The 23,741-nt window shown below is 37.1% G+C and carries 21 protein-coding genes and 1 riboswitch; of the genes, 8 read left to right on the forward strand and 13 right to left on the reverse strand.

Going from position 1 to position 23,741, the window contains the following annotated elements; all coding sequences use genetic code 11:
- Positions 1 to 17: 17 nt before the first annotated feature.
- Positions 18 to 188 (reverse strand): hypothetical protein, encoded by a 171-nt coding sequence (locus LCP48_RS20575; protein WP_009374116.1) that lies wholly within the window; start codon positions 186 to 188, stop codon positions 18 to 20.
- 169 nt (positions 189 to 357) lie between these two features.
- On the opposite strand from LCP48_RS20575, the gene LCP48_RS20580 reads away from it, so the two are divergent.
- The 3 genes from LCP48_RS20580 to LCP48_RS20590 all read left to right on the forward strand — a co-directional run bounded on the left by LCP48_RS20580 (position 358) and on the right by LCP48_RS20590 (position 1,678).
- Positions 358 to 936 carry a TetR/AcrR family transcriptional regulator gene (locus tag LCP48_RS20580; protein ID WP_009374117.1) on the forward strand — a complete coding sequence of 193 codons (579 nt, stop codon included), beginning with the start codon at positions 358 to 360 and terminating at the stop codon, positions 934 to 936.
- Positions 937 to 1,010: 74 nt separating this feature from the next.
- Positions 1,011 to 1,364 carry a DMT family transporter gene (locus LCP48_RS20585; RefSeq protein ID WP_004224419.1) on the forward strand — a complete coding sequence of 118 codons (354 nt, stop codon included), beginning with the start codon at positions 1,011 to 1,013 and terminating at the stop codon, positions 1,362 to 1,364.
- Positions 1,364 to 1,678 carry a DMT family transporter gene (locus tag LCP48_RS20590; protein ID WP_004224417.1) on the forward strand — a complete coding sequence of 105 codons (315 nt, stop codon included), beginning with the start codon at positions 1,364 to 1,366 and terminating at the stop codon, positions 1,676 to 1,678. The genes LCP48_RS20585 and LCP48_RS20590 overlap by 1 nt, the downstream gene beginning before the upstream one ends.
- 90 nt (positions 1,679 to 1,768) lie before the next feature.
- On the opposite strand, the gene dapF is transcribed toward LCP48_RS20590, so the two are convergent.
- Genes dapF through LCP48_RS20605 form a run of 3 tightly spaced genes read right to left on the reverse strand, consistent with a single transcriptional unit; the run spans position 1,769 to position 4,518 of the window.
- Positions 1,769 to 2,623, reverse strand: a complete 855-nt coding sequence (gene dapF, locus LCP48_RS20595; RefSeq protein ID WP_004224415.1) for a diaminopimelate epimerase — start codon at positions 2,621 to 2,623, stop codon at positions 1,769 to 1,771.
- 51 nt (positions 2,624 to 2,674) lie between these two features.
- Complete coding sequence (locus LCP48_RS20600) at positions 2,675 to 3,466, reverse strand: heme ABC transporter ATP-binding protein (protein ID WP_004224412.1); 792 nt, start codon at positions 3,464 to 3,466, stop codon at positions 2,675 to 2,677.
- A gap of 5 nt (positions 3,467 to 3,471) precedes the next feature.
- A complete protein-coding gene (locus tag LCP48_RS20605) occupies positions 3,472 to 4,518 on the reverse strand; it encodes a FecCD family ABC transporter permease (RefSeq protein WP_009374118.1) in 1,047 nt (348 codons plus the stop codon).
- 146 nt (positions 4,519 to 4,664) lie between these two features.
- A riboswitch (cobalamin riboswitch) is annotated at positions 4,665 to 4,852 on the reverse strand.
- Between the two features lie 154 nt (positions 4,853 to 5,006).
- Here LCP48_RS20605 and LCP48_RS20610 point away from each other — a divergent pair.
- Together LCP48_RS20610 and LCP48_RS20615 are read left to right on the forward strand one after the other, a co-directional pair.
- The gene (locus LCP48_RS20610; RefSeq protein ID WP_004224408.1) at positions 5,007 to 5,603 is read left to right on the forward strand and encodes a biotin transporter BioY; all 597 of its coding nucleotides are present in this window, start codon (positions 5,007 to 5,009) and stop codon (positions 5,601 to 5,603) included.
- Positions 5,604 to 5,717: 114 nt separating this feature from the next.
- Positions 5,718 to 6,287 carry a YdhK family protein gene (locus LCP48_RS20615; RefSeq protein WP_004224407.1) on the forward strand — a complete coding sequence of 190 codons (570 nt, stop codon included), beginning with the start codon at positions 5,718 to 5,720 and terminating at the stop codon, positions 6,285 to 6,287.
- 40 nt (positions 6,288 to 6,327) lie between these two features.
- Here LCP48_RS20615 and LCP48_RS20620 read toward each other — a convergent pair whose 3' ends face one another.
- The 6 genes from LCP48_RS20620 to LCP48_RS20645 form a co-directional block, all read right to left on the reverse strand.
- Positions 6,328 to 7,029, reverse strand: coding sequence for a response regulator transcription factor (locus LCP48_RS20620; RefSeq protein WP_004224406.1), 702 nt, complete (start codon positions 7,027 to 7,029; stop codon positions 6,328 to 6,330).
- Positions 7,007 to 8,401, reverse strand: coding sequence for a HAMP domain-containing sensor histidine kinase (locus LCP48_RS20625; RefSeq protein WP_009374119.1), 1,395 nt, complete (start codon positions 8,399 to 8,401; stop codon positions 7,007 to 7,009). The genes LCP48_RS20620 and LCP48_RS20625 overlap by 23 nt, the downstream gene beginning before the upstream one ends.
- Positions 8,402 to 8,528: 127 nt before the next feature.
- Complete coding sequence (locus LCP48_RS20630) at positions 8,529 to 9,071, reverse strand: NADPH-dependent FMN reductase (protein ID WP_004224403.1); 543 nt, start codon at positions 9,069 to 9,071, stop codon at positions 8,529 to 8,531.
- A gap of 63 nt (positions 9,072 to 9,134) precedes the next feature.
- A complete protein-coding gene (locus LCP48_RS20635; RefSeq protein WP_004224402.1) occupies positions 9,135 to 9,752 on the reverse strand; it encodes a nitroreductase family protein in 618 nt (205 codons plus the stop codon).
- 70 nt (positions 9,753 to 9,822) lie between these two features.
- Complete coding sequence (locus LCP48_RS20640; protein WP_004224401.1) at positions 9,823 to 10,806, reverse strand: ring-cleaving dioxygenase; 984 nt, start codon at positions 10,804 to 10,806, stop codon at positions 9,823 to 9,825.
- A gap of 50 nt (positions 10,807 to 10,856) precedes the next feature.
- Positions 10,857 to 11,291, reverse strand: a complete 435-nt coding sequence (locus tag LCP48_RS20645; protein ID WP_004224400.1) for a MarR family winged helix-turn-helix transcriptional regulator — start codon at positions 11,289 to 11,291, stop codon at positions 10,857 to 10,859.
- A 152-nt stretch (positions 11,292 to 11,443) separates the two neighbouring features.
- Here LCP48_RS20645 and LCP48_RS20650 point away from each other — a divergent pair, with 152 nt between their 5' ends.
- On the forward strand, positions 11,444 to 13,438 hold the full coding sequence (locus tag LCP48_RS20650; protein ID WP_009374120.1) for a catalase: 1,995 nt from the start codon (positions 11,444 to 11,446) through the stop codon (positions 13,436 to 13,438).
- Positions 13,439 to 13,485: 47 nt separating this feature from the next.
- On the opposite strand, the gene LCP48_RS20655 is transcribed toward LCP48_RS20650, so the two are convergent.
- The 3 genes from LCP48_RS20655 to LCP48_RS20665 form a co-directional block, all read right to left on the reverse strand.
- Positions 13,486 to 13,950 carry a YusW family protein gene (locus tag LCP48_RS20655; RefSeq protein ID WP_004224394.1) on the reverse strand — a complete coding sequence of 155 codons (465 nt, stop codon included), beginning with the start codon at positions 13,948 to 13,950 and terminating at the stop codon, positions 13,486 to 13,488.
- A 105-nt stretch (positions 13,951 to 14,055) separates the two neighbouring features.
- Entirely contained in the window at positions 14,056 to 16,263 is a 2,208-nt protein-coding gene (locus LCP48_RS20660) for a YcdB/YcdC domain-containing protein (RefSeq protein ID WP_225340494.1), read from the reverse strand.
- A 128-nt stretch (positions 16,264 to 16,391) separates the two neighbouring features.
- Positions 16,392 to 17,564 (reverse strand): glycosyl hydrolase family 18 protein, encoded by a 1,173-nt coding sequence (locus LCP48_RS20665; RefSeq protein ID WP_412759236.1) that lies wholly within the window; start codon positions 17,562 to 17,564, stop codon positions 16,392 to 16,394.
- A 629-nt stretch (positions 17,565 to 18,193) separates the two neighbouring features.
- Here LCP48_RS20665 and LCP48_RS20670 point away from each other — a divergent pair.
- Positions 18,194 to 18,613, forward strand: coding sequence for a hypothetical protein (locus tag LCP48_RS20670; protein ID WP_004224384.1), 420 nt, complete (start codon positions 18,194 to 18,196; stop codon positions 18,611 to 18,613).
- Between the two features lie 12 nt (positions 18,614 to 18,625).
- Positions 18,626 to 23,716: a DUF4132 domain-containing protein gene (locus tag LCP48_RS20675; protein WP_004224381.1), complete on the forward strand. Its 5,091-nt coding sequence runs from the start codon at positions 18,626 to 18,628 to the stop codon at positions 23,714 to 23,716.
- Positions 23,717 to 23,741: the final 25 nt, after the last annotated feature.

The following is a 23,741-nucleotide window of genomic DNA, read 5'->3' on the forward strand; positions in this document are numbered from 1 at the left end:
CAAGGCATTTCTCTTCATTATGATGGATGGTTTGTGGTAGTGCTATTATTTGACTCCAAAGCTCCAGAACCGTGTGATGGTGTGGAGGAAGCATCATAGGCAACTAATGTTACACCAATCTTTTCTTCAAGCTCATTGATTTTTTCTAGTTGCTGCGGGTTTAAATGTGCAAACTTAATTTCTGTCATGGCCATCAATCCTTTCAATTATACAATTCCCCGAAATATAGAAAATATACTTCTTCGCATAATTGCGGAACATGGAAAATAAAAATGACTGATTATCAGTCATTTTTATTGACATTATTTTTCTTATTCTATAACATAATAATTAAGTAAGGCAAAAGTGAGGGATTGCATGTCAAAAGAAGAAAAAATTATTCAAGCTGCCATTGAGGTTTTTCGAGAAAAAGGAATAGAAAAAACAAAGGTTTCAGATATCGTTAAAGCTGCTGGGATCGCTCAAGGAACATTTTATCTTTATTTCCCATCACGCCTTTCTGTGATGCCAGCTATTGCTAAAAATATGGTAGAAAAAATTATTGCTACCTTAGATGAAGGTATTTCAAGTCATAAGCCCTTTGAACAGCAACTTGAAGAGGTTGTGGAAATGGTTTTCTTAATCACGAAAGATTATGGAGATATCGTTGCACTTATTTATGCAGGTATTGCGCAAACTGAGCATTTAAAAGAATGGGAAAATATATATGCACCCTATTATGAATGGATGAGTCATTTCTTATTATCTGGCCAGCAACAGGGAATGATACGTGATTCAATTGACCCAACACGTTCTGCTAAACTGATGATTGGTCTAATTGAATCTGCTGCTGAACAAATTTATTTATTTGACGATAGCAAGGATGAAACAATGAAATTGCTCAAGCTTGAGCTTATAGACTTCCTATCTCACGCACTTGGCCTACGTCACCCATAAAAGTGACGTTCTTTTTTACTTCAAAAATGACTGAATGTCAGTCATTTCATTACCTAATAGAAAGGATTTTATTTATGAAAAAAGAATGGATGTACGTCGTTTTAACAAGTTTATTTGAATTGCTTTGGGTATTTGGCTTTAACGTAGCAAGCTCATGGTGGCATTGGATAATTATTGTGACAATCATTGCTATAGATTTTCATTTCTTATCGAAGGCTTGTGAGAGCTTACCTACTGGTACAGTCTATGCTATTTTCGCCGGAGCAGGTGCAATTGGTACTACATTAATGGATATTTTCATTTTCGAAGGAGAATTTAATGCCATTAAAGGACTGTTCATGATTATTTTAATATTAGGTGTGATTGGTCTAAAATTAGCGGATAATTCTTCTAAAGTGCAGGTGCAAACGAAAGGAGAGAATGTATAATGGGTTGGGTACTTATTATCTTAGCTGCATTGTCTGAAATTATAGGTGTGATTGGCTTACGCTTCTATAGTCAGCAGAAAACATTACAAAACTTAATTTTATATATTGGTGGTTTTGGTGTGTCCTTTGCCCTTTTATATGCATCCTTCAACTATTTGCAGTTAAGTATTGCCTATGTTGTTTGGGTAGGAATTGGTACTGTTGGAGCTGTACTCGTAAATATCATTTTCTTTGGTGAATCTAAAAATCTATCACGTATTATCAGTATCATAGCAATTATCATAGGTGTAGCAGGCTTAAAAGCAGTATCTTAATGGCTCTACAATACAGGACGCCACTCTTAAATCGGAGGCTTCCTGTATTCATTTTATTTAATATGGCATGACGAAGAAGGATTGGAGTAATTAAGATAAAAATTCATAAATTCCATCCGCAATAAATTCCGCAGGACCACGCATCCAGATATGGTCATTGTCAGCCCATCGTATGACTAAGTCACCGCCACTAAGTTGGACTACTATCTCTTCTCCCTTCTGACAAAAACCATTTAATATAGCAGCCACTACCGCTGCACAAGCACCTGTCCCACATGCCTCTGTTATACCCGAACCTCGTTCCCAAACGCAGCATTTCAACGCCTTCTCATGAACAATCTCTACAAACTCAACATTGCAACGATAAGGAAATCTTATATCATTTGCTATATCACCAAGTGTTCTTAATGGTGCTTGCTCGATTGCATTCACAAAAAATACGGCATTCGGGTTGCCCAAAAACAAAGCTGTTACCAAAAGAGATTGTTGGGGTAACGGAAAAATCTCATTGATGACAAGCTCATTTGGATTTCCTAACATCGGAATGTCTTTGCGCAATAAGAGAGGTTTGCCCATATCGACTATCACCTCTATTACACGATTGTCTTGCACCACTACCTGAGCCAGCATAATCCCGGATTTCGTTTCAATCGTAATTAGCTCTTGTCGTACAATATGACGTTCAAAAACATACTTAGCAACACAGCGAAGACCGTTACCGCAATTTGTCCCCTCAGAGCCATCTTTATTAAATACACGCATACCACAGTCAGCAATTTTAGATGGTTGGATAATAATCAATCCATCCGAGCCAATACCAGTATGGACATTGGCCATTTTTTGAGCCAATTCACAAAAGATATCTTCCTTGTAATTATGTTGGAAAAGATCAAGATAGATATAGCTGTTGCCAATACCATGCATTTTCGTAAAGGCTATTTGCATACAGTCACTCCTTAAAGGATGTTTTATGTATCTAATAGAAGATCTCACTTTCTATATTTGGCTAAACCTCTTCGTGAACTGTTCAGGAACATATGTAAGATACGGCTTCCCTGTCAGTGGATGTATTTGAATATCCGCAAAAACACCGAATACATCTTGTAGCACTGTTGGGGTAAGTACTTCCTCTGGTGTACCATGGCAAACTATTCGCCCTTGCTGTAAAACGTAAATTTGATCGCAATACATAGCAGCGATATTTAAATCATGTAAAGCTGCTACTACGGTTAAATGCAAGGTCTGAATTAAATCCATAAGTTGAAGTTGATGTTGAATATCTAAATGATTCGTCGGCTCATCCAATATTAATACCTGTGCTTGTTGAGCGAGTGCCCTTGCAACCATGACACGCTTTTTCTCGCCACCAGAAAGCGAACTAAAGCTTCGTTTCTCTAAATGCGATATGCCCGTTTGGCTAAGAGCCTCTTTAACAATTTGAAAATCTTTCTCTTGATCAAGCTCTAACAGCTTTTTATGTGGTGTTCTTCCCATACTGACTAAATCATGCACAGTGAAATCAAATAATACGGGTGTCTCTTGGCTTACAACAGCCAAATTTTTCGCAATTGATTTACTTGATTGCTTTAATATATCTTGCTCATTTAATACTACCGTTCCGCTTTCAGGTTTTAGGAGACGATACATATTTTTTAACAATGTTGATTTTCCGCTCCCATTAGGACCAATTAATCCAACAAATTGCTTTTCTTTTATTTGAATGCTTACATCATGTAGTATACGCTGATCGTAAATGGAGAATGATACTCGTTTCGCTTCTAATGTCATGGACGTTAATCTCCTTCACCGAAAGAATAGTTGTTACGACGGAGAAGCCAAATGAAAAATGGTCCCCCGCAAAAAGCTGTAATAATACCAATTGGCATTTCCTGAGGAGAAATAATGATTCGAGCAAAGGCATCTGCCCACACTAAGAATATTCCACCTATTAAAGCACTAATAGGTATGACGTATTTATAGTTTGAGCCCACAATTAAACGCACAATATGGGGAATAATCAATCCCACAAATCCTATAGAACCACTAACTGCGACAAGCACACCAGTTAATAGAGATACTAATAGTATTAACTGAATACGGAATTGCTGAAGATTAACGCCTAATGTCACTGCCGCCTCTTCTCCTAGTAATAATAAATTTAAATTGCGATAGTGTAGCCAGAGTAGCCCAAATACAACCAAGAATACGAAGCCTGGAATCACAATATTATTCCATTTGGCCCCAGCTAAACTACCTAGCATCCAAAACATAACAGCCTTTAAGGCCCCTTCTTGCTTTGACATCATTAAAATAAAATTAGAGATAGCCGTTAAGATAAAGGACACAGCCATGCCTGCCAATAGCAAGCGGAAAATAGAGACACGTCCCCCAACACGTGACAAGAAAAAAACAAGTGTAATCGCAAGTAATGAACCTAGGAATGCGGATACCGAAAGAGCGTAAATACCTAAAAATGAAAAGGCTCCTAAAATAATCACAGAAGTAGCTCCGACAGCTGCACCTGAAGAAATCCCTAGAATATACGGGTCTGCAATAGAATTACGTACAAGTGCCTGAATGGCTGCCCCTGCAATGGCTAACCCCGCTCCTACTATAGCAGCTAGCAAAACACGAGGTGCTCTTATTTGCCAGATGATGATTTCCTGAGAGCGACTCCAATCTTGCTCGATTGAATTTTGTATAAAAGGAATCTTAGAAAGAATAACTTTCCATACATATAACGGTGTAACTGAAACTGAGCCAACCATTACAGCAAAGGTCATTGAAACAATTAATACCATAAAAAGTACGAAGGAAAATAACATAAATTTTTTATTCATCTGTTTTAAACTCCTACTGAATATTGATGAATGAAGCAATAAAAAAAGGTATCTCATGCGAAAATGCGCATAGAAATACCCTAGATTAAACAAAGTCAGAAAAATATCCAGCTATTGTCCGTAATTGCTTGCATCCTCGTGGGCATTACAGGTATTACTAAATGGCAGGTCTCCTGGCTTCGATTCACTATCCTATAATTACCTTCCCATTCTTAAACAGTGGCAAATCATATTATAGGATTCCTCGTTACAGTTGCGGGACAGCGTCGGACTTCCACCGACTTCCCTTTTAAGTGACATTCAAAAATGTCACACCAATAGTATTTGAAGTTATAAAATTGTGACGATTCTATCATACATTTTTATAGATAGATAGTCTACTTCTATTTAACTCAACATTTGAGTTAACCGAAAACAATAATAAGGTTGACACAACGGCATTCGTTTTTTACACTAGCAGTAATAACTTATAAAACGAGGTGAAATTCATGGCAACTGTTACTCAACATAGTCACCATAAATTAAGAACTATTGACATTACCTACATTGGGTTGTTTTCAACGCTAATGATGGTGGGTGCTAATATCACTTCCTTTGCACCCTTTATGGTAGTTGGTGGTGTACCCATTACGCTTCAAACCTTCTTTGCAATTTTAGCAGGGCTTATTCTTGGTAGTAGAAAAGGTGCGCTCGCCTGTACAATTTATATGTGCGTAGGATTGGCAGGAGCTCCTGTCTTTGCTCGTTTCGGTGGTGGAATTGGCCAAATTTTAAGCCCTACCTTTGGGTTTATTATTACATTTATATTAGCAGCATTTGTTGCAGGGCTAATCGTGGAACGAAGCGGGACAAAGAAAAGTTTTATCGTAGCTGCTTTGGTAGCAACGGCTATAAATTATTTGATAGGAACAAATTGGATGTTTTTTGCATATAAGCTTTGGGCAAGTGCGCCAGAGAATTTTTCATATAAGCTCGCTTGGCTTTGGATGATTCCTCCACTACCAAAAGATATTATTTTAGCTATTTTTGCTGGTATCTTCGCCCATAGATTACAAAAAACATTGAAGATCCTGCCCATTCAATAGCATATCTCCCCACCTAATTGTTCCAGACTAAAGAAATGTTTTTCATAGGGTCATATCCATCGTTTCTGCACATTTATTTGCTACATTAGGAGCACATAGTGAGGAGGATATCATATGAAATTCAATAAAAGATGGTCAGTCGGACTATTATCAGTAGTCGCTTTAATTAGTTTATCGGCTTGTACAGAGGATCAAACAGAACCAGCGTCCACTTCTAATGAAACTGCTGAAAAAATGGATCATTCTACAATGAACCATTCAAGTTCTGGCGATGTACCAGTAACGTTAAAAAAAGCTGAAAACCCGAAATTTCCTGTAGGGAGCACAGCCATTATTACAGATGGACATATGGAAGGTATGAAAGGGGCAGAAGCAACAATAGTAGGTGCCTATAATACAACTGCCTATGTTATTTCCTATGAGCCTACATCTGGTGGAAAGCGAATAGAAAAGCATAAGTGGGTGATTCATGAAGAATTAATTGACCCACAAGAAGCACCACTGGCTCCTGGAACAGAAGTAAAAACGGACGCAACACATATGGAAGGTATGGAAAATGCGACTGTCCTTATTGACGAGGCTGTGCAAACAACTGTATATATGGTTGATTATACTTCCACTACAAGTGGTGAAGCTGTAACAAATCATAAATGGGTAACAGAAGAAGAGCTTAGTCCAAAATAATAGAAATAACCTCTACCAGAATTGAAGGTAGAGGTTATTTCTAGCTTTTATGTTCCATTCGCTTTCTATTCGCAGACTTATGCCATTTATAGCCGATGCCCCAAACGGTTTGCAAGTAATCATCCGCCGGAAAACCACTTTTTCTTAATTTTTCTCGTAAATTACGTACATGTGAATCAATGGTACGATCTTCAATCGTTACATCATATCCCCAAACGGCATGTATAAGGTGTTCTCTAGAAAATGCTCTATTTTGATAATCTAAAAATAGGGCGAGCATGGCAAATTCCTTTGGTGTTAATGGGATTGCCTTATGTTGAAAATATACTTCAAAGGACTCTCTATCTAAACAAAGCCCTTCAAAGTTAATCACTTTTTCTTCAGATATCGTTCTTCTTAATACAGCATGTATGCGTGCTAACAACTCCTCCTCATCAAAAGGCTTTAAAATGTAGTCATCAGCACCAAGGTTTAAACCTTTTACAATATCAGCGTGTTCTCCTTTTGCAGTAAGCATAATGATAGGAACATCCCAAAACTTCCTAATTTCCTGGCAAACCTGCCACCCATTCATCTCTGGCATCATAATATCCAAAAGAACTAAATCCACATGTTCTTCTTCTAAAAAATCCAATGCCTCTTGTATAGAAGTCATTGCTCTACAAAGAAATAGTGGTTCCAAATAAAGGGTTAATAAATCTAACATTCTTGGTTCATCATCAATGCATAAAATCGTTTTCATTCGTTTCTACTCCTTTAAATGATAATTCAAAAGTAGTCCCTTTATTGATTTCACTTCTAACCTTTATTTCTCCCCCATGTGCTTGTACAAGCTCCTTGACAATAGCAAGCCCAAGTCCAGATCCACCTAAAGCACGACTACGTGATTTTTCCACTCGATAAAACCGATCAAAAATATATGGTAAATCCTTCTTTGGAATTCCTTTCCCTGTGTCTTCAACGGTGATGCTTAAAGTTCCACTGTCTTTTTTTACAGTGACTGTAGTCATATCTCCTGGCGCACAATAGATTAATGCATTATTTAATAAATTAATCAGGATTTGCTCAAGTCTTGCTTCATCTGCATATAGTGTTAAGCCACTATCACAACGGACAACCAAATAGATACCTTTATCTTGAAAAGCGGGACTTAATTTTTCTTCAATGCTTGTAAAAAACGGCTCTAAATGTAAGTAATGTTTTTCAATTACAAATGAGTTTTCATCCATTTTCGCTAAATCAAATAAATCTTTAATTAATCTAGAAAGTCTATTTGTTTCTTCTATTATAATAGCTAAATACTTTTGACGATCTTGCTCTGTTAAATCTCGTTTAGCAAGAATGTCTGTATAGCCTTTAATAAAAGTTAGCGGTGTACGAAGCTCATGTGCAATACTCGATAAAAACTCCTTACGCTCTTGCCTCAGATGATTTAAATCATTGGATAAAAGCTGGATAGCATTTGATAAATCCCCAAGCTCGTCTTTTCCATTCGTAGAAAGAGCGACTGTAAAATCACCCTTACTCATTTTCAATGTAGCCTCTTTCATTTGAATAAGTGGTTTAGCCAACTTGCGAGATAGAACAACAATGACTGCAATACTGACAAGACCAGATACAATACCCACGATGAGAAAATGCTTATTGAGCCGTTTCATTAATGCATGGATGGAATCGGTATTTTGAAACATAAATACATAGCCAATCGTTCCTTGCTGATTTTGAATAGGGCTTATGGTCGCAATAGCTTTAACTTCTTGCCAATTGTCTTGTAAAACCCTTCCTTCATAAGGTATTTCCCCCTCCATCTCACGAATCAGATCACTGATTTCTTGATGTGGTTGTGAGGATGCAAGGATTGTCCCGAAATGGTCAGTCACCACGACATCTGTACTTGCTTCTGATTCCATAAGAACGACATGTGCTAATGTTTCATTATTGAAGTTCTGTTCTAATATAGTGCGATGTGAATTTCCTCTCGCTTGTAAACGCTCTAGTTCCTCTTCCACTCTAGAATTTGTCAGGGAAACATGCAAAAAAAACATCATAAAGGTTTCAATACAAAATAATGTGATGAAAAAGATAATGCCAAGCTTTAATGATAATTTTCTCATCCGTAACCACCATTTTAGAATTTCTTAAAAGTATATCTTGAAAGTGTGAAGATTTCATGCAGAAGTAGCATCTTTCCAAACAAAAAATGCCCATAAGTATATTGTATACTTATGGGTTAGATTTTAATTAAACGTATTTTTTTGCCCAGCTTAAGAAATTATCAATGACTACGTCAAGGAATTTCACTGTACCTTCATCAGTTAAATTGCCTTGTTCATCAAATTTAGTGTGAACAGCACCAATATAAACGTCATTGCCGCTAAGTAACGGTGAGTTAATGCCTGGAGAGAATAAAATATCACGTAAATGTAATTGTGCTTTTACAGTACCTAAGTTCCCCATTGATGCACCCATAATGATGGATGGCTTGCCAATCATTACTTTATCTACACGAGATAGCCAATCAATAGCATTTACCATAACCCCTGGAACTGTACCATTATATTCTGGTGTAACCCAAAGTACAGCGTCTGCAGCTTTTACTTTTGCTTTAAAATCAAGAACTGCTTGTGGAGCCTCATTTTCAATATCTTGATTATACATTGGTAGGTCCTTTAAGCTTAATACTTCAAGGTCTAACTTTTCTGTATAACGTTTTTGAATAAATTGAGCTAATTGCATATTATAAGATTTTTTACGAATACTACCTACGATTGCTACTACCTTCATGATGTTTCCTCCTAAATGTACATTATTCATAGTATTTGTATAGCTATTGTATTTTATACCATTTCAATAATAAATGGCAAATTCTTCAACTGGCTTACGATACCCACGTAATCGACGACTGCTCTCTTTTTCTTTCCCAATCGTAATCATTAAGGCTATTTCATGTGTTTCTGGCACATTGAAAAGCTCACGCATTTTCTGATTATCAAAGCCAATCATTGGGCAAGTGTCCCAACCACGATTTTTTGCAGCTAGCATGAATAACATAGCAGACAAAGAAGCATTACGAATGGCTTCATCTTTCATGAATCCTTCACCACGATCCTCATAAAATCTTGTATTCTCTGCTACAATATCCTCTAGTTCACCCGCTGTAATTATGCCTAAATCCACCATGCCTTGACTTAGCTCAGCAGTATTTTTATATGCTTCCTTGTCACCTAGTACAAGAATTACACCTGAAGCTGAATGTACTTTATATTGACCATATGCTGCCTCTCTCACCTTTTCTTTCATATCCTCATCCAGCACAACAATATAATTAGCATGCTGTAGGTTAAATGCTGAAGGGGCAAGCTTAACATCCTCCAAAATAGGGCGTATATCTTCTTCAGTCATTTTAACGTCCTTGATAAAATTATTAGCAGAGCGACGCTTATCAATCAGCTTGGAAAATTCCATTTTTTTATCCCCCAATATAGTTATGTATACATCCAGTGGGGCTTTGCTTTCCCAACTGGATGAAATGGTATTACTCATATTCTTTATCGAACATAATGGAACTTCTTACAGTGTCAATCGGACGAACAAGACTTTCAATCTGTTCACGTTTTGGTTCTAAAAACGGTGGTAATGACAGTTTTTCTCCTAATGTTTCATATGGCTCATCGCCCATAAATCCTGGACCATCTGTAGCCAATTCAAATAAAATCTGCGGAGCTACTCGTGCATACAATGATTCAAAGAAATGACGATTTACATAGCCAGAAGTGTGGAAACCAAAACTTTCAAAGCGTGCAGTCCATTCATCTAATACCGCACGATCCTCTACACGAAAGGCAGCATGGTGAACAGTCCCAAAACCTTGACGAGCAACGGGTAACACTGTGTTGTGCTCGACAATAATCTGGGCGCCATTTCCTCCCTCACCTACTTCAAATAAATGGAAATCCCCTTCTTCTGCAATCTCTGTAAAGAGCATTACCTTTTCTAACACATCTTTAAAGTATTTAAAATTAGCGACACGGACAAATACTGGTCCTAAACCTGTAATGGCATACTCAAGTGGGATGGGGCCATCCTGCCAAGGCATACCTGCCGCCACACCTGTATTGTGCTCATCAGAAATTAACTGATAGTGCTGATCATCAAAATCTACGAAAGATAGTGTTTTCTTACCAAACTGTTCTTTCATACCTGTATGCTTCACATTTAAACGGTCAAATCGCTTTATCCAATAATCTAAAGCAGCATCCGTTGGTACACGGAAAGAAGTCTTTGAAATTTCATTTGTACCATGTACACCTTTTGGGATATTAGGGAAATCAAAGAACGTCATATCTGTACCTGCACTACCCTTATCATCTGCAAAAAATAAATGGTATGTTTGAATGTCATCCTGATTCACTGTTTTCTTTATTAAGCGCATTCCTAAAACATAGGTAAAGAATTTATAATTTTCTTCAGCACTACTTGTGATAGCCGTTACATGGTGTACACCTTTTAAATGATTCATAGTATGCTCCTCCTATATATCTCGATATCGAGATATATATTTAAATTTTTTTATTGGTTAGTGGCGTTCTTGCCAACTTTTTTAAGTGATAAAATCATGTTGTCCAGCTCCTGGGCTTCCAATACTTCAAATATCTCATTTATTTTCTGTTCATGCTTAGGGAATATTTCCTCCATCAAAACCTGTCCCTCAAGCGTTAGTAATACGTACGTAACACGACGATCTCTTGGACATGCCTTACGGTACACATAGCCCTTTTGCTCGAGCTTATCAATCACATAAGTAATACTACTGCTTGCAATTAATATTTTTTTACCAATCATTTGAACTGGTTGTTCTCCATGGTGATACAAAAATTCAAGAACCGAAAATTCAGTTTGATTTAAATCGAATTGAAGTAAATCTCTTCTAGTTGCATCTTGAATCGTTTGATATGCACGGAACAAGACCGTAAATGCTTTTAAGTTACGATTGTTTTGCTTCATACGACTCCCTCTTTTTACTTCGAATTTAATTATCTCTAATTCGAGATAATAATAACATATACATTTTTAAACAGCAATCAATTTGTTTCTTTATGTTTGCCATCTTTTCGTTCGGGTAGAAGGTAGTTGTAACTTATAAAGGAGGATTCTAAATGAAAAAAGATGTCAATCAAAAACAACAACAGCTAGAAGCATTCCGAGTAAGTGATAAAGATCAACCTCTTACAACCAATCAAGGATTAAAAATATCGGAAGATGAACATTCACTAAAAGCAGGTGAGCGAGGACCCACTTTACTAGAGGATTTTCATTTCCGTGAAAAAATGACTCACTTTGACCATGAACGAATTCCTGAACGAGTAGTACACGCACGTGGCTCAGCCGCTCATGGAATTTTTGAAACATATGAATGCGCAAGTGATATTACAAAGGCTCAATTTTTAAATGGAAAAGGCACTAAAACCCCTGTTTTTGTCCGCTTCTCTACCGTTGCCGGGTCTAAAGGTTCTGCAGATACTGTTCGTGATGCACGCGGCTTTGCTACTAAGTTTTATACACAAGAGGGCAATTATGATTTAGTTGGAAATAACATACCAGTATTTTTTATTCAAGATGCTATTAAATTCCCCGATTTTGTACACGCTGTAAAGCCCGAACCAAATAACGAAATACCACAAGCACAAAGTGCCCATGATACTTTTTGGGATTTCATTGCAAATAATCAGGAGTCTGCTCATATGGTTATGTGGCATATGTCAGATAGATCGATTCCCCGAAGCTATCGAATGATGGAGGGCTTTGGTGTTAATACTTATCGCTTTATCAATGCCGAAGGAAAAGCCCACTTTGTTAAATTTCATTGGAAACCTGTACTTGGGGTAAAATCATTAGTATGGGATGAAGCACAAATCATTGCTGGAAAAGATCCCGATTTTCACCGCAGAGATTTATGGGAATCCATTGAACGTGGATATTTCCCAGAGTGGGAGCTTGGTGTGCAACTTATTCCCGTTGAAGATGAATTCAAATTTAGCTTCGATATTCTTGATGCCACGAAAATATGGCCTGAAGAAGAAGTTCCAGTACGCATTCTTGGGAAAATGACCTTGAATAAAAATGTGGATAATTTTTTTGCAGAAACGGAACAAGCCGCATTCCATGTCGGGCATGTTGTGCCTGGCATTGATTTTTCAAATGATCCTTTATTACAAGGTCGTTTATTCTCCTACACCGATACACAGTTAATACGACTGGGAGGACCTAATTTCCATGAGCTTCCTATTAATAAACCAATTTGTCCATTTCATAATAACCAACGAGATGGCTATGGCCGACAAACCATTAACGTGGGACAAGTTAGCTACCATAAAAATTCCTTAGCCAATAATACACCACATCCTGTTTCTGAAGCAGATGGTGGATATAAGCATTATGAAGAAAAAGTTGAAGGGCATAAAGTACGTGCACGTAGTGAGAGCTTTAAAGACCATTTTTCTCAAGCAAGATTATTCTGGCTTAGTATGACAGATATTGAGAAAAAGCATATTATCGATGCCTTTAGCTTTGAACTTGGTAAAGTAAAAAATAAAGCGATTCGAAAACAAGTTGTAGACATGTATGCTCATGTCAGTTACTCACTTGCTTCAGCTATCGCTGAGCGTATTGGTATAGTTCCACCTGTAGAAGTGGAAGTACCACATATTCAACAAACTTCTCCTGCTGTTAGCCAAGTAATCAATGCAAAGGAAAGTGTCAAATCTAATAAAGTAGCTATAATTGTTACAGAAAATAGTGGTGAAAAATTAAATGAACTTATTGCTACATTTTTAAGTGAAGATATCGTAGTTGAACTAGTAAGTAATAAGCAAGGCATAGTAAGCGGCTATGAAATTCACGAAACATTTGCTACTACCTCCTCAGTTCTTTATGATGGGGTTTATGTTACAGGAGCCTTTCAGAATTCCTATGAACAAGCAAAAGCAGAACAGTTTATTGAACAAGCCTATCAGCACTGTAAAACAATAGGTTATACGGAAAATGTTTTATTTTTACAGCATATAGCCAATATACATGGGGTTGCAACCGATCCAAAATCTTTTGTTCATGCCCTTGCTAAACATCGACATTGGGTACGAGAATGTAAATGAATGAAAAGCCAGCTAACTGATTAAATCAGCTAGCTGGCTTGTTTTTCTTATTTAATTCGTTTAAATTCCTTTTCATTGCCGTCTACAAATTCGACATCCACTTCAATGGATTGATAGTTATCATCAATATTGAATACTTTGATTACTTGATCAATCACTTCATCATTAGATGTTGTAGAATCAAAATTCAACTGCTTAAATAACGGCTCTAATTTAGTATAAGCTTCATCGCCCTGCAGTTTTTCTTTTTTTCGATCATCTTCTAATTTTGCTTCTATTCCGGTTTTTTTATCCTCATATTCTACCTCATAAGACTCCGTTGCAGAGTAATCAACATCTAATGAAAACTCTATAAAATTAAATGTCACTTGGTCAGTTGGCGTCTCACCAGTCTGTTGAGTAGCATTCTGATCTGCTGGAGCGTTTGCAGGCACATCTTTTACCTCATCCTTATTACAGCCGTAAAGAATAACAGTCATTAAAGAAATCACTAAAATAAATTTCAATTTCAATTTATTCACTCCTTTCTTTACTTATTATTTCCCCATTCTTCTACAAACTAACCTAAAAAGGGCATCTCCAACAATTAAGGAGATACCCTTTTCATGGAATGCGACTTAATAATAGAAGTTACGATCCACTTTATTTTCTTGAATAGCTTTTGCTAAACGAACTGTTGACACAGCCAAATCGGCATATGATACACTCTTGGTAGCATTAAAGTTATTTTGCTGTGTATCTATCAGACCCATCCCATTTGCTATTGCTATATAGCCTGTATACGCTGGATCAATGGATGCTGCATCCGCAAAGTTTAATTTGTAAATATCCTTATACTTTGCAACATTCTCCAATTGCATTGCTTTAACAGCCCATACCGCTAGCTCTTGACGAGTCAATGATTCATCTAAAGCGAATTGGTTTGCTGGCTGTAAAATTCCCATTCTTACAGCTTGTTCAACCACTCCATATAATGGATGGTTTTTATCGATATTGCTGAAGGTTTGCTTTTCACCATCGCCACTACCAAAATGGCCATATGTTAAAGATTTTAGTAGAATCTTTAATGCTTCTCCCTTTGTCACAGCAGCATCAGCATTAAAGTTTGCTATATTTTTTACCTCTAATACATTTTGATTTAAAAGATAATTTAATTCATTGGCTGCTGTTGGGTGTGAAATAGATGGTTTTTCTTTTGAGTCATCTACCTCATACAACCATTCACCAGTAATTGCATCAATTTGATTAACTAAGCTACCGTTGTAAGTTGGAGCATAGACTAGATCATAATGTTGTTTACCTTCAGTATCCTGCTTTACATATTGTAGTTGTAATGTAAGGGCCTTACTATAGGCTTCTTTTGCTTTATCAGCAGAGATTACCTGATTAAGAGAAGGCCAGTTATTAATCTTTTGTTTATTAACATTCAGTGAACGTAATGACCCATCAGAGCCAATACCTACGTTTATTTCATCTCCAACAACCGCAATCCCGTTTACGATGCGTGGGAAGGAGAAGTAATAATCTTTACTATAATCATCATGGACAGGATCATCAATTGGCATCGAATACTCATGTAAATAGGATGGAGCCCATTGCTTTAAGTATTCAACAGCCTTTGCTAATGCCGCATCCTTAGAGAGGGTAGTTGTTTTGTCAGTGTTGATAAAATCTCTCATAATATCGTGATACTGTACGATATCGCCTGTTGCCTTATTCATTTCGAAAGAGGTACCAGAACCGCCATTATTGTACATATACATGTAATTTACTGTATAAACCGTTTCACCATTGTCATTTTCTCTTTCGTCAACCATATCAATCGTGAGCTTTGCCTTGTCTTCATCAACTTTTAATAAATTTTTAGCGAATTCCTCAACTTCTGCTACTGTCATACCGCTTTTTCTTGGTGGTAATTGCTGTGAGGATATTTTCTCAGCCCTTTTCGTCTTAGGAACTTGTGTAGAGAAGCCATTCGTTGTTTGCCATTGACTCGTTAATGCATGTACACCATTAAATCCTGTTGCTGGCATATAGACAAGCTTCACATTACGTTGATCGCTAAAATAGTCTACGTAATAACGAAGTTCAACTGCTAAGTTATCACGTACTTGTGCAACAATTTCTTCCTCATTTTTTTTCTGACTTGAGCTATCAAAGGTTGCTTTACCAATTAATTCTGTATTTTTATACATTCCTGTTATTTGACCATTAGCAAGAACATCTATAGTGATACTTTGATCGCCAATAAGCACTCCATTATAGGTTGGTGAATAAACAAATGAGTAGGTAATTGGTTGTGATAATGGACGATTGATGTCATTGTAATAACCGAAGCCATCTTCACGGAGTTTATAGTTTTCTATTTTCGCAAATTTTTTCAGGAAGTCTTCTGCAATTTTTTTGGCTTCATTCTCTGAATATTTTGCAGGATATACTGCTTCAGCGATATTAGCTGGCTGATAATAGAAATATTCTAACTCTAAATCTTCACCTTTAAATGTAAAACCACCATAGACATCTTTACCATTTATCGTTTTATGGAAGTTTAAATCATAGCGGACCGTTGTATCTTCTCTAAAGAAATGACCGCCACCAGAACTAAACTCATTATCAGCTACAAATTTGAACTCTTCAGGGAATAGTGCACGTAATTTGTTAATTAGCATACCTTTTGTCACTTTTGTCTCTGAGGCAGCCAACTGTATTGCAATACGCTCTGAAGGTTCTTTCACATTTGCAGAAGCTTGTGAAACGGGTGCTAGAATACCAACAGAAAATGCAGTAGTTGTTAAAATAATACCTAACTTTTTAAATTTACCCAAAATATACCTCCTAAAATACTATTTACCATAATTATAATATATTTACCCATAATTAGAAATGAATTTTACAGATAATTTCCTCTTCGAAGAAAATACATTGGGCAATCCGTCCTTTTTTCTTCATTTTCTCATTTCTTTACCACATTAAAATTGGCATCAATTAACACCCAGTTCTGAGGGAATGGTAGTCCTAATTTCCAATAACCAATACCACGAAGGTTATATTGTTTAATGAGATTGAATTTAGCTTGAATAGATCTAGCATCCTCAAACCACACCATATGCGCCCTACCCTGCTCATCATAGTATTCAAAAAATGGTGCTTGGGCTCTCCAATCATACTGAATTGCTGCATTATAACGTTTAGCAATTTCAATGGCTCGCTGTGGACTAAGCGCTTCTGCATACGGTCCCCCTTGAACAAAAGGTAACGTCCAATCGTAGCCATATAAATTTTGCCCTAACATAATTTTGCTTGCAGGTATTTCACTCACCGCATATTTTACAACTGCTTCTACCTCTGGGAGAGGTGAAACAGCCATTGGTGGGCCAGCTGAATATCCCCATTCATAAGTCATGAGTAAGACAAAGTCCACGATTTCCCCATGTGCTCTATAATCATGTGCCGCTGTCCATGGTCCTCGTTCACTATCACTTGTTTTAGGAGCTAATGCTGTAGACACTGTATATCCTTGAGCGTGAAATTTTTCTACAGCTCTTCTTAAAAAATTGTTATAGGCTTGTCGTTGATCTGCTGGCAAATTTTCGAAGTCAAAGTGGATATCTTTAACATCTCCAAGTCGCTTTGCTTCTACAAGAATATTATCAAATAGTAAATCTTGAACAGCTGTACTTTGAAAAATATCTCTCGCTAATTCACCACTAAAACTAAAATTCTCCAAATTAGAAATAACCATTGCCATTGATGCTCCCGTATCATTTGCAATTTGTGTCACACCTTGGCTTGGTGGCCTCTGTAAAGTACCATCACGCCTAGCCTCATAGCTAAATAAAGCTAAATATGTTAAATTAGGACCCGCTTCCCTCGCTTGATTCAAGAGTGCTTCACTAACTGATGTTCCTCTCGGCTCTAAATAGGCTAATGTTTCTGCCCTTGTTTTTGGTGGCTGTGGGATATATAATCTCGTTCCAACTGCTAATGGTTGATTTGGATTAATGCCATTTACTTGTGCAAGTGTTACATAATTAATACCGAAACGTTGGCCAATTGACCATAGGCTATCACCTGGCTGTACATAATAAAAGCTTCCGACAATCGGGATGACAAGAGCTTGCCCCACAACTAAACGATTTGGCTCTGGAATTTGATTGGCATCTATAATGCTCTGAACCGTAGCCCCATACGCCTGTGCAATTACCCATAAAGACTCGCCAGCCCGTACAACGTGTATTTGAATGATTTTGCCTCCTTCTAGCTTTATAAAATCATACCTATAAAGCTTATGAAATCAGAGATGAAAAGATGTCTTTCAACAACTACACAAAAATAGACTACTATTTATAGCGGATGAATATTGGACTGTATTATGTCACCTATTTAATACAAAGAAAATATTCTTCAATCATAGAAACCCAATCTAATTCAAAGCGAGTCTCTTTCATGAAAGAATTTACTTTTACGTATGTATGTCTATAAAGTTACCTGAGTAATATATTCTGCTTCTTCACCGTTATTAGAATAAAAAAGCGCAAAATGATACTTATCTTGATAACAATAATCGTACAAATGTTCTATTTTCCGCATAATCTTCAGTAAATTTTTACCCACTTTCTACCCTACAAATCAGTTGTAGCAGGCTACTTTTGATAACACTTTTCCCAAATTTTTTTACGTAACTAGCGTCATATGCCTTATTCTTTTCACTGTTCTCACTCTTGTATAATGAAATTATTGTAAGGAGGTGTTAGATTGCGTTTATTTTACCAGCAAAAAGTAATCGGTAAGAAGTCTCGTAAACTTGAAAAAATTTCATTTTCAATTGAAGAGCCTGTCATAACGTTACAAGATTTACTTGTTCAACTTGTTACACAGCAGGTTCAACAATTTAATAAGAAAATGGTAGATACACCACTTCATCTTTATTTAACGGATCAGCAATTAGAAGAAGCTGCTCAATATGGCAAAGTACATTTTGGAGAAAAGAAAAAGGATACTGTACAGTCAGTGGATCAAGCCATTTCCACAATGCTTCAAGCCTTTCAGGACGAGCTGTTTTTAGTCCTTCATAATGAAGAATCTTTAGATTCTCTTTCTACACCATTAAACATACAGGAAGACGATGTCTTTACATTTATTAAACTCACTATGCTTGCAGGACGAATTTGGTAAGGAGGGATTTATATGACACTTTCACATGAACAAAAAATACATTTTCAAAGTATAGTAGATTCTGCACCTATAGCAATACAGCCTTTAGCAGCTGCATTGTTAAAATACATGGACAATAGAGATTATGACATTGAAACGCTTATAGCTGCTCAGCAATATTCATCACTGGAGGAGCTATTTAGTGGACCATTATTTGAAGTGCTTACCCTGTTTTCTTCACAAGAACGTGCACTTAAGATCAAGAAACTAGCATTGCGCTTTGATGCTACAATGTTCCAAAGAGGTGTTTTACGTCGATCTTTTCGTTCTTCTCAACCAGTGCAAGACCATCTGTTTCAAAGTTTACAGTTAATAGAAGAAATGCTGACATTTGAGGAAATTACTTTGCAGGAGTTGTTAACGAATCATCGTCAATATGAGCATGGAACCTATCCAAACTATAGCTCCTATGTCTTAAAGAATGAAAATATAAAAGTAATGGGTTTTAACGTCTTTGAGCAGTTGCTCGCTGAAGAACTATCATTAGAAAACCCGTCAATTGAAGAAGCAGTAGAGGGTATTTTATTTGAAGAACATCAAAGTAGCTTTTTCGGTCATCCATTCATTCGAGGTATTTTTAAATCAAATAATCATCGGATGCATGATGCACTTGGCAAACTCTTATTAGCAGCTGCTCGACAAGAAGGTTTACGACAGGCAATAGTAGAAAATATTGACCATGGCAATCTTGATGCACAATTCTACATGATGAAGCTGATTCAGGAACATCGCCTAACACGCTTCTCCTCTGTAATTCGAGCAGTCGATACTTGGATGGGACTTGGCTATAATAGCTTCGAAGATCAAAAAATAACAGAGGAAGTTCTTGCCTTAGCCATCCAAGCAATCGAAGAAGACAGCTTTGTTGAGCAACTGTTAACGAGTGAACGTACAATTGATATCTATGTGGCATTATGGGCAACTGCTACAAAGGACTATACGAAAATAAATGACCTTGTAACAATACTCTTAAAACGTGACAAACATATCCAACTTACAACGCTTGCCTTTTTGAAAAACTTATCGAAAATTTCCTTTACAGCGCCATTTGTAAAGGATTTAATCTTATCAACAAAAGATATCGAATTGTTCGCCTTTGCATGGGGCAATTTTCTTTATACTAATCACCATATTAATAGCGAGTATGCAAGGGACAATGAATGGGCGCAAATCCTTCAAACCTTCATGCAAGAAAACACACAGTTACAAGGGATTGAATACCTTTTATTTGAGCAGCTTGAGTGGGCAAAAAATGAAATTACGAAAGACGGACTTAACATTACAGGTAAACCGCTATCCTTCGTCCATGTCCATTTGTCATTAGAAGATTTAATTTCAACACAAATTATTTTAGCCCATCATGTACAAGACGAGGCATTATTCCAACGAATTATTGAGCATGCAGATTCTTACTCACCATCTAGCAGAATTGGCCTACTGAATATTTATTGTCTAGAACCTGTCACACAAGGTCAACGAGAATTTTTATTTAATTCATTACGAGATCGTAGTTCCATTAATCGTTCTCTTGCGTTAAAAAAAATACGTGCTTTAACACCAACAGAAGAAGAAATAGCAAAGATTGAAGATCTTTTAGCAAATAAATCAGGTGCACTTCGTAAAGAGGCTATTTTACTCTTAAAATTTCAGGCACAGAATAATCTGTTACAAAGTGCTGAAAGGCTGTTAAAAGATAGTAAGCAGTTAAAGAGACTTGGAGGGATTGAATTACTATTAGAAGCCTCTAAGCAACACAACTTAGCAAGCGAACAAATTACAGCTTTATGCTCCTTATTACCAAAAGTAACTAAAAACGAGCAAGTTTTGTTAGAGCAATTAATTACAAAGGATGTCCCTGAGTATAACGAGAGTAATGGCTTTGGCTTGTATACGCCACATCCCCTTATTCAATACGGCTGTATTTCGGATGGAGCCATTCAAATGAATGGTGTAGAGCCTTGGCAACAGCTTGCTCCACTTTATGTACAGGCACCTACACCTTTTGAAAAATTCTTTCAATATGATATTGATAAGTTATTATCTAAGCTTGAGCAGCTTATTCAGGTTTTAGATCAACATGCTGAACTAGAGTATGAAACATATCATTGGAATGACACACCCATTACCACTACATTAGGGCAAGAATATAGTGTAATGGCAACTAAATCAGATAATCAACGACATGCTAGTCTTGATGCTTATCCTATCCCTGAAGAAATTATTCAATGGATGAAGTCAACATTATTTAGTAATGAGGACTTAGCCTATTTTAATTTTTATCATAGTCTATCAGAATACCCTTCTGCTCATGATCTTTCCGAAGCAGCTCATACACTAATTAAACCGTTCTTCCAATACAAAGAATTAAAAGAACGTGTTACTCAATTGAATTCCTTGAAATATGACGATACAATTCAACAGATATTCACAGTATTAACCCAAGATATCGACAAAATCTCAGGTCACAAAATACTACATCAGGAAGCTCTTTCATTACTACAAAAGCATGCACCCGAATTTAATCGCTTTGAACAGGCAATAGGCATTATGCTACAGCTACTCGAACAAATTCCTGTGGATCAGTGGCAACTTGACGTTCGAGAGAAGAGCTATTATTACTATCGTTCCACTTCTACTATTATCGATTTAGATGTCGTTGAGTCATTTGTTGATCGATGCTGGTCTGATTACTCAACCTATGGTGAATATGTCAAAATGCTAGCTATCAATGAAGAGCTAACAAAGCGTATGAAAAATGCTAGCTATAGCCCAAACGTCTACAATTTGTCTTTATTCCAATATTTAGACGCCATGAAAGTTGGTTTATTTACGCAAGATCACTTATTTGAAGCCATATTTACCAACACGCTCGCTTCAGAAATATTTAATGAGCCAACTAAGTTACTAGAACGCTATCAACAGTCGTTTGAAGATTTAACAGATTTCTTTACTATTCGTGAACAAGCGATTGATCGTATTTTAGCCATAGAACTAAAACGTGGTGATACGCCTACTGCTGTAACAAAGCTTGCTAGTAGCATTTCTTATTTTGAGGGTATTGATTATTTCTTACAGATTCTACAGGCACTTGACGGAGAAAAGCTTGCGCGAGGCTATATTTGGCAGGCAGAAACGAAAAAGGATGTATTCTCCCGATTGCTAACTAACTGTTACCCCAAAAAAGAAGAAACAGCGCAGCAATTAAAAGAAGCATGGCAGAAAACAGACATTTCTAAAGAGCGTTTAATTGAAGCAATGATGTATAACCAACATTGGATAGACCTTGTCAGTGAAGTAATTGGTTGGGATGGACTAAAAGAATCAGCTTGGTATTTTATTGCTCACACAACAGATTCCTTGTCCGACTATGCCAAGGATCAAATTGCCCTTTTCTCTAGCATCAATGCTGAGGATTTCCGTGATGGGGCATTCGATTTAGCTTGGTTCCAAAGTGCTTACCAAACACTCGGTGCAAAAAATTTCAAAATTGTCTATGATGCAGCAAAATATGCTTCAGAAGGAGCTAATCATCGTAGGGCACAGCTTTATGCAGATACTGCCATTGGTAAGCTTAGTCCTAAACCATTAATGCAAGAAATCCAAGACAAGCGTAATAAAGATAAACTACGTGCATTAGGCCTTATCCCACTAAAAAAATCAGATGATAAAGATGCCTTAACACGCTACCAATTTATTCAACAGTTTTTAAAGGAAAGTAAGCAATTTGGTGCTCAACGCCGCGCAAGTGAGGCTCGAGCAGCTAGTATCGCTCTAGAAAATTTAGCGCGCAATGCAGGGGATGGAGAAGCCACTCGCTTCACATGGCGTATGGAGTTATCTGCCTTTAACGATATGAAGCAATTATTTAAAGCACAACAAATCGAGCAAATTACAGCCCATCTACAAATAGAGGATGATGCCTCTGTAGCTATTATTGTTGAAAAGGATGGTAAACGTCTAAAGAACGTTCCTGCTGCATTAAAAAAGCATGCTGATATTGTAACCTTGCAGGAAGCCCGAAAAGACTTACAAGAGCAATATAAACGAGCCCGCCCAGCGCTTGAGCAAGCAATGGAATTAGAAACAGTATTTTCGGTCGAGGAGCTTATTCATTTATTAGCTCATCCGATTCTAGCTCCGCTGTTACAAAAACTACTATTTATTAGCGATAATTACGTTGGAATGCTGACATCAGAAGGTTTACAGCTTTTATCGGCTGACGTTGTGAACCTTGCTCCTACGTCCTCTATAAAGATTGCTCATCCTTACCATCTTCTAGAGAGCGGTCAATGGAGACAGTGGCAATCCTATATGTTCGAGCACAACATTAAACAGCCATTTAAGCAAGTGTTCCGTGAGTTATATCTCATCAATGCTGATGAAAAAGCACAGAAACAATCATTGCGCTATGCAGGGCATCAAGTAAATCCTTCACAAACAGTAGCCCTGTTGAAAACACGTGGCTGGCAAATCAGCTATGAAACAGGACCACGTAAAGTATATTATAAGGAAAATATTGTGGCATCCTTGTATGCACAGGCAGATTGGTTTACGCCAGCAGAAATTGAAGCACCTGCAATCGAAGGTGTTTACTTCTATGATCGACTAACAGGCAAAGATATCGTTTTAGATGATATTCCAGCTGCGATATTCTCTGAGGTTATGCGAGATATTGATCTCGTTGTCAGCGTAGCTCATGTCGGTGGTGTAGACCCTGAGGCAAGTCATTCTACTGTTGAAATGCGCAGTATTATCGTAGAAGAATTGGCTAAATTATTGAAGCTAAATAATGTGGAAGTGAAAAAGCAACATGCCCTCATAGAAGGTAAGCTAGCAAGTTACTCCTTACATTTAGGAAGTGGTGTGGTGCATCAAATAGGCGGTTCCATGATCCCAATTATTGCTGTCCCATCTCAGCATCGTGGACGAATTTTCTTACCGATGGTGGATGATGATCCACGGACGGCTGAGATCATGTCCAAACTCTTATTACTATGTGAAGATACAAAAATTAAAGATCCAGCTATTTTAACTCATATTCGAAGCTATGAGCAAATGCACTAACGTACTCTAGATAAAAACAGGTGAC

This window comes from Lysinibacillus capsici (genome assembly GCF_020217405.1).
GTDB classification, from domain to species: Bacteria; Bacillota; Bacilli; order Bacillales_A; family Planococcaceae; genus Lysinibacillus; species Lysinibacillus capsici.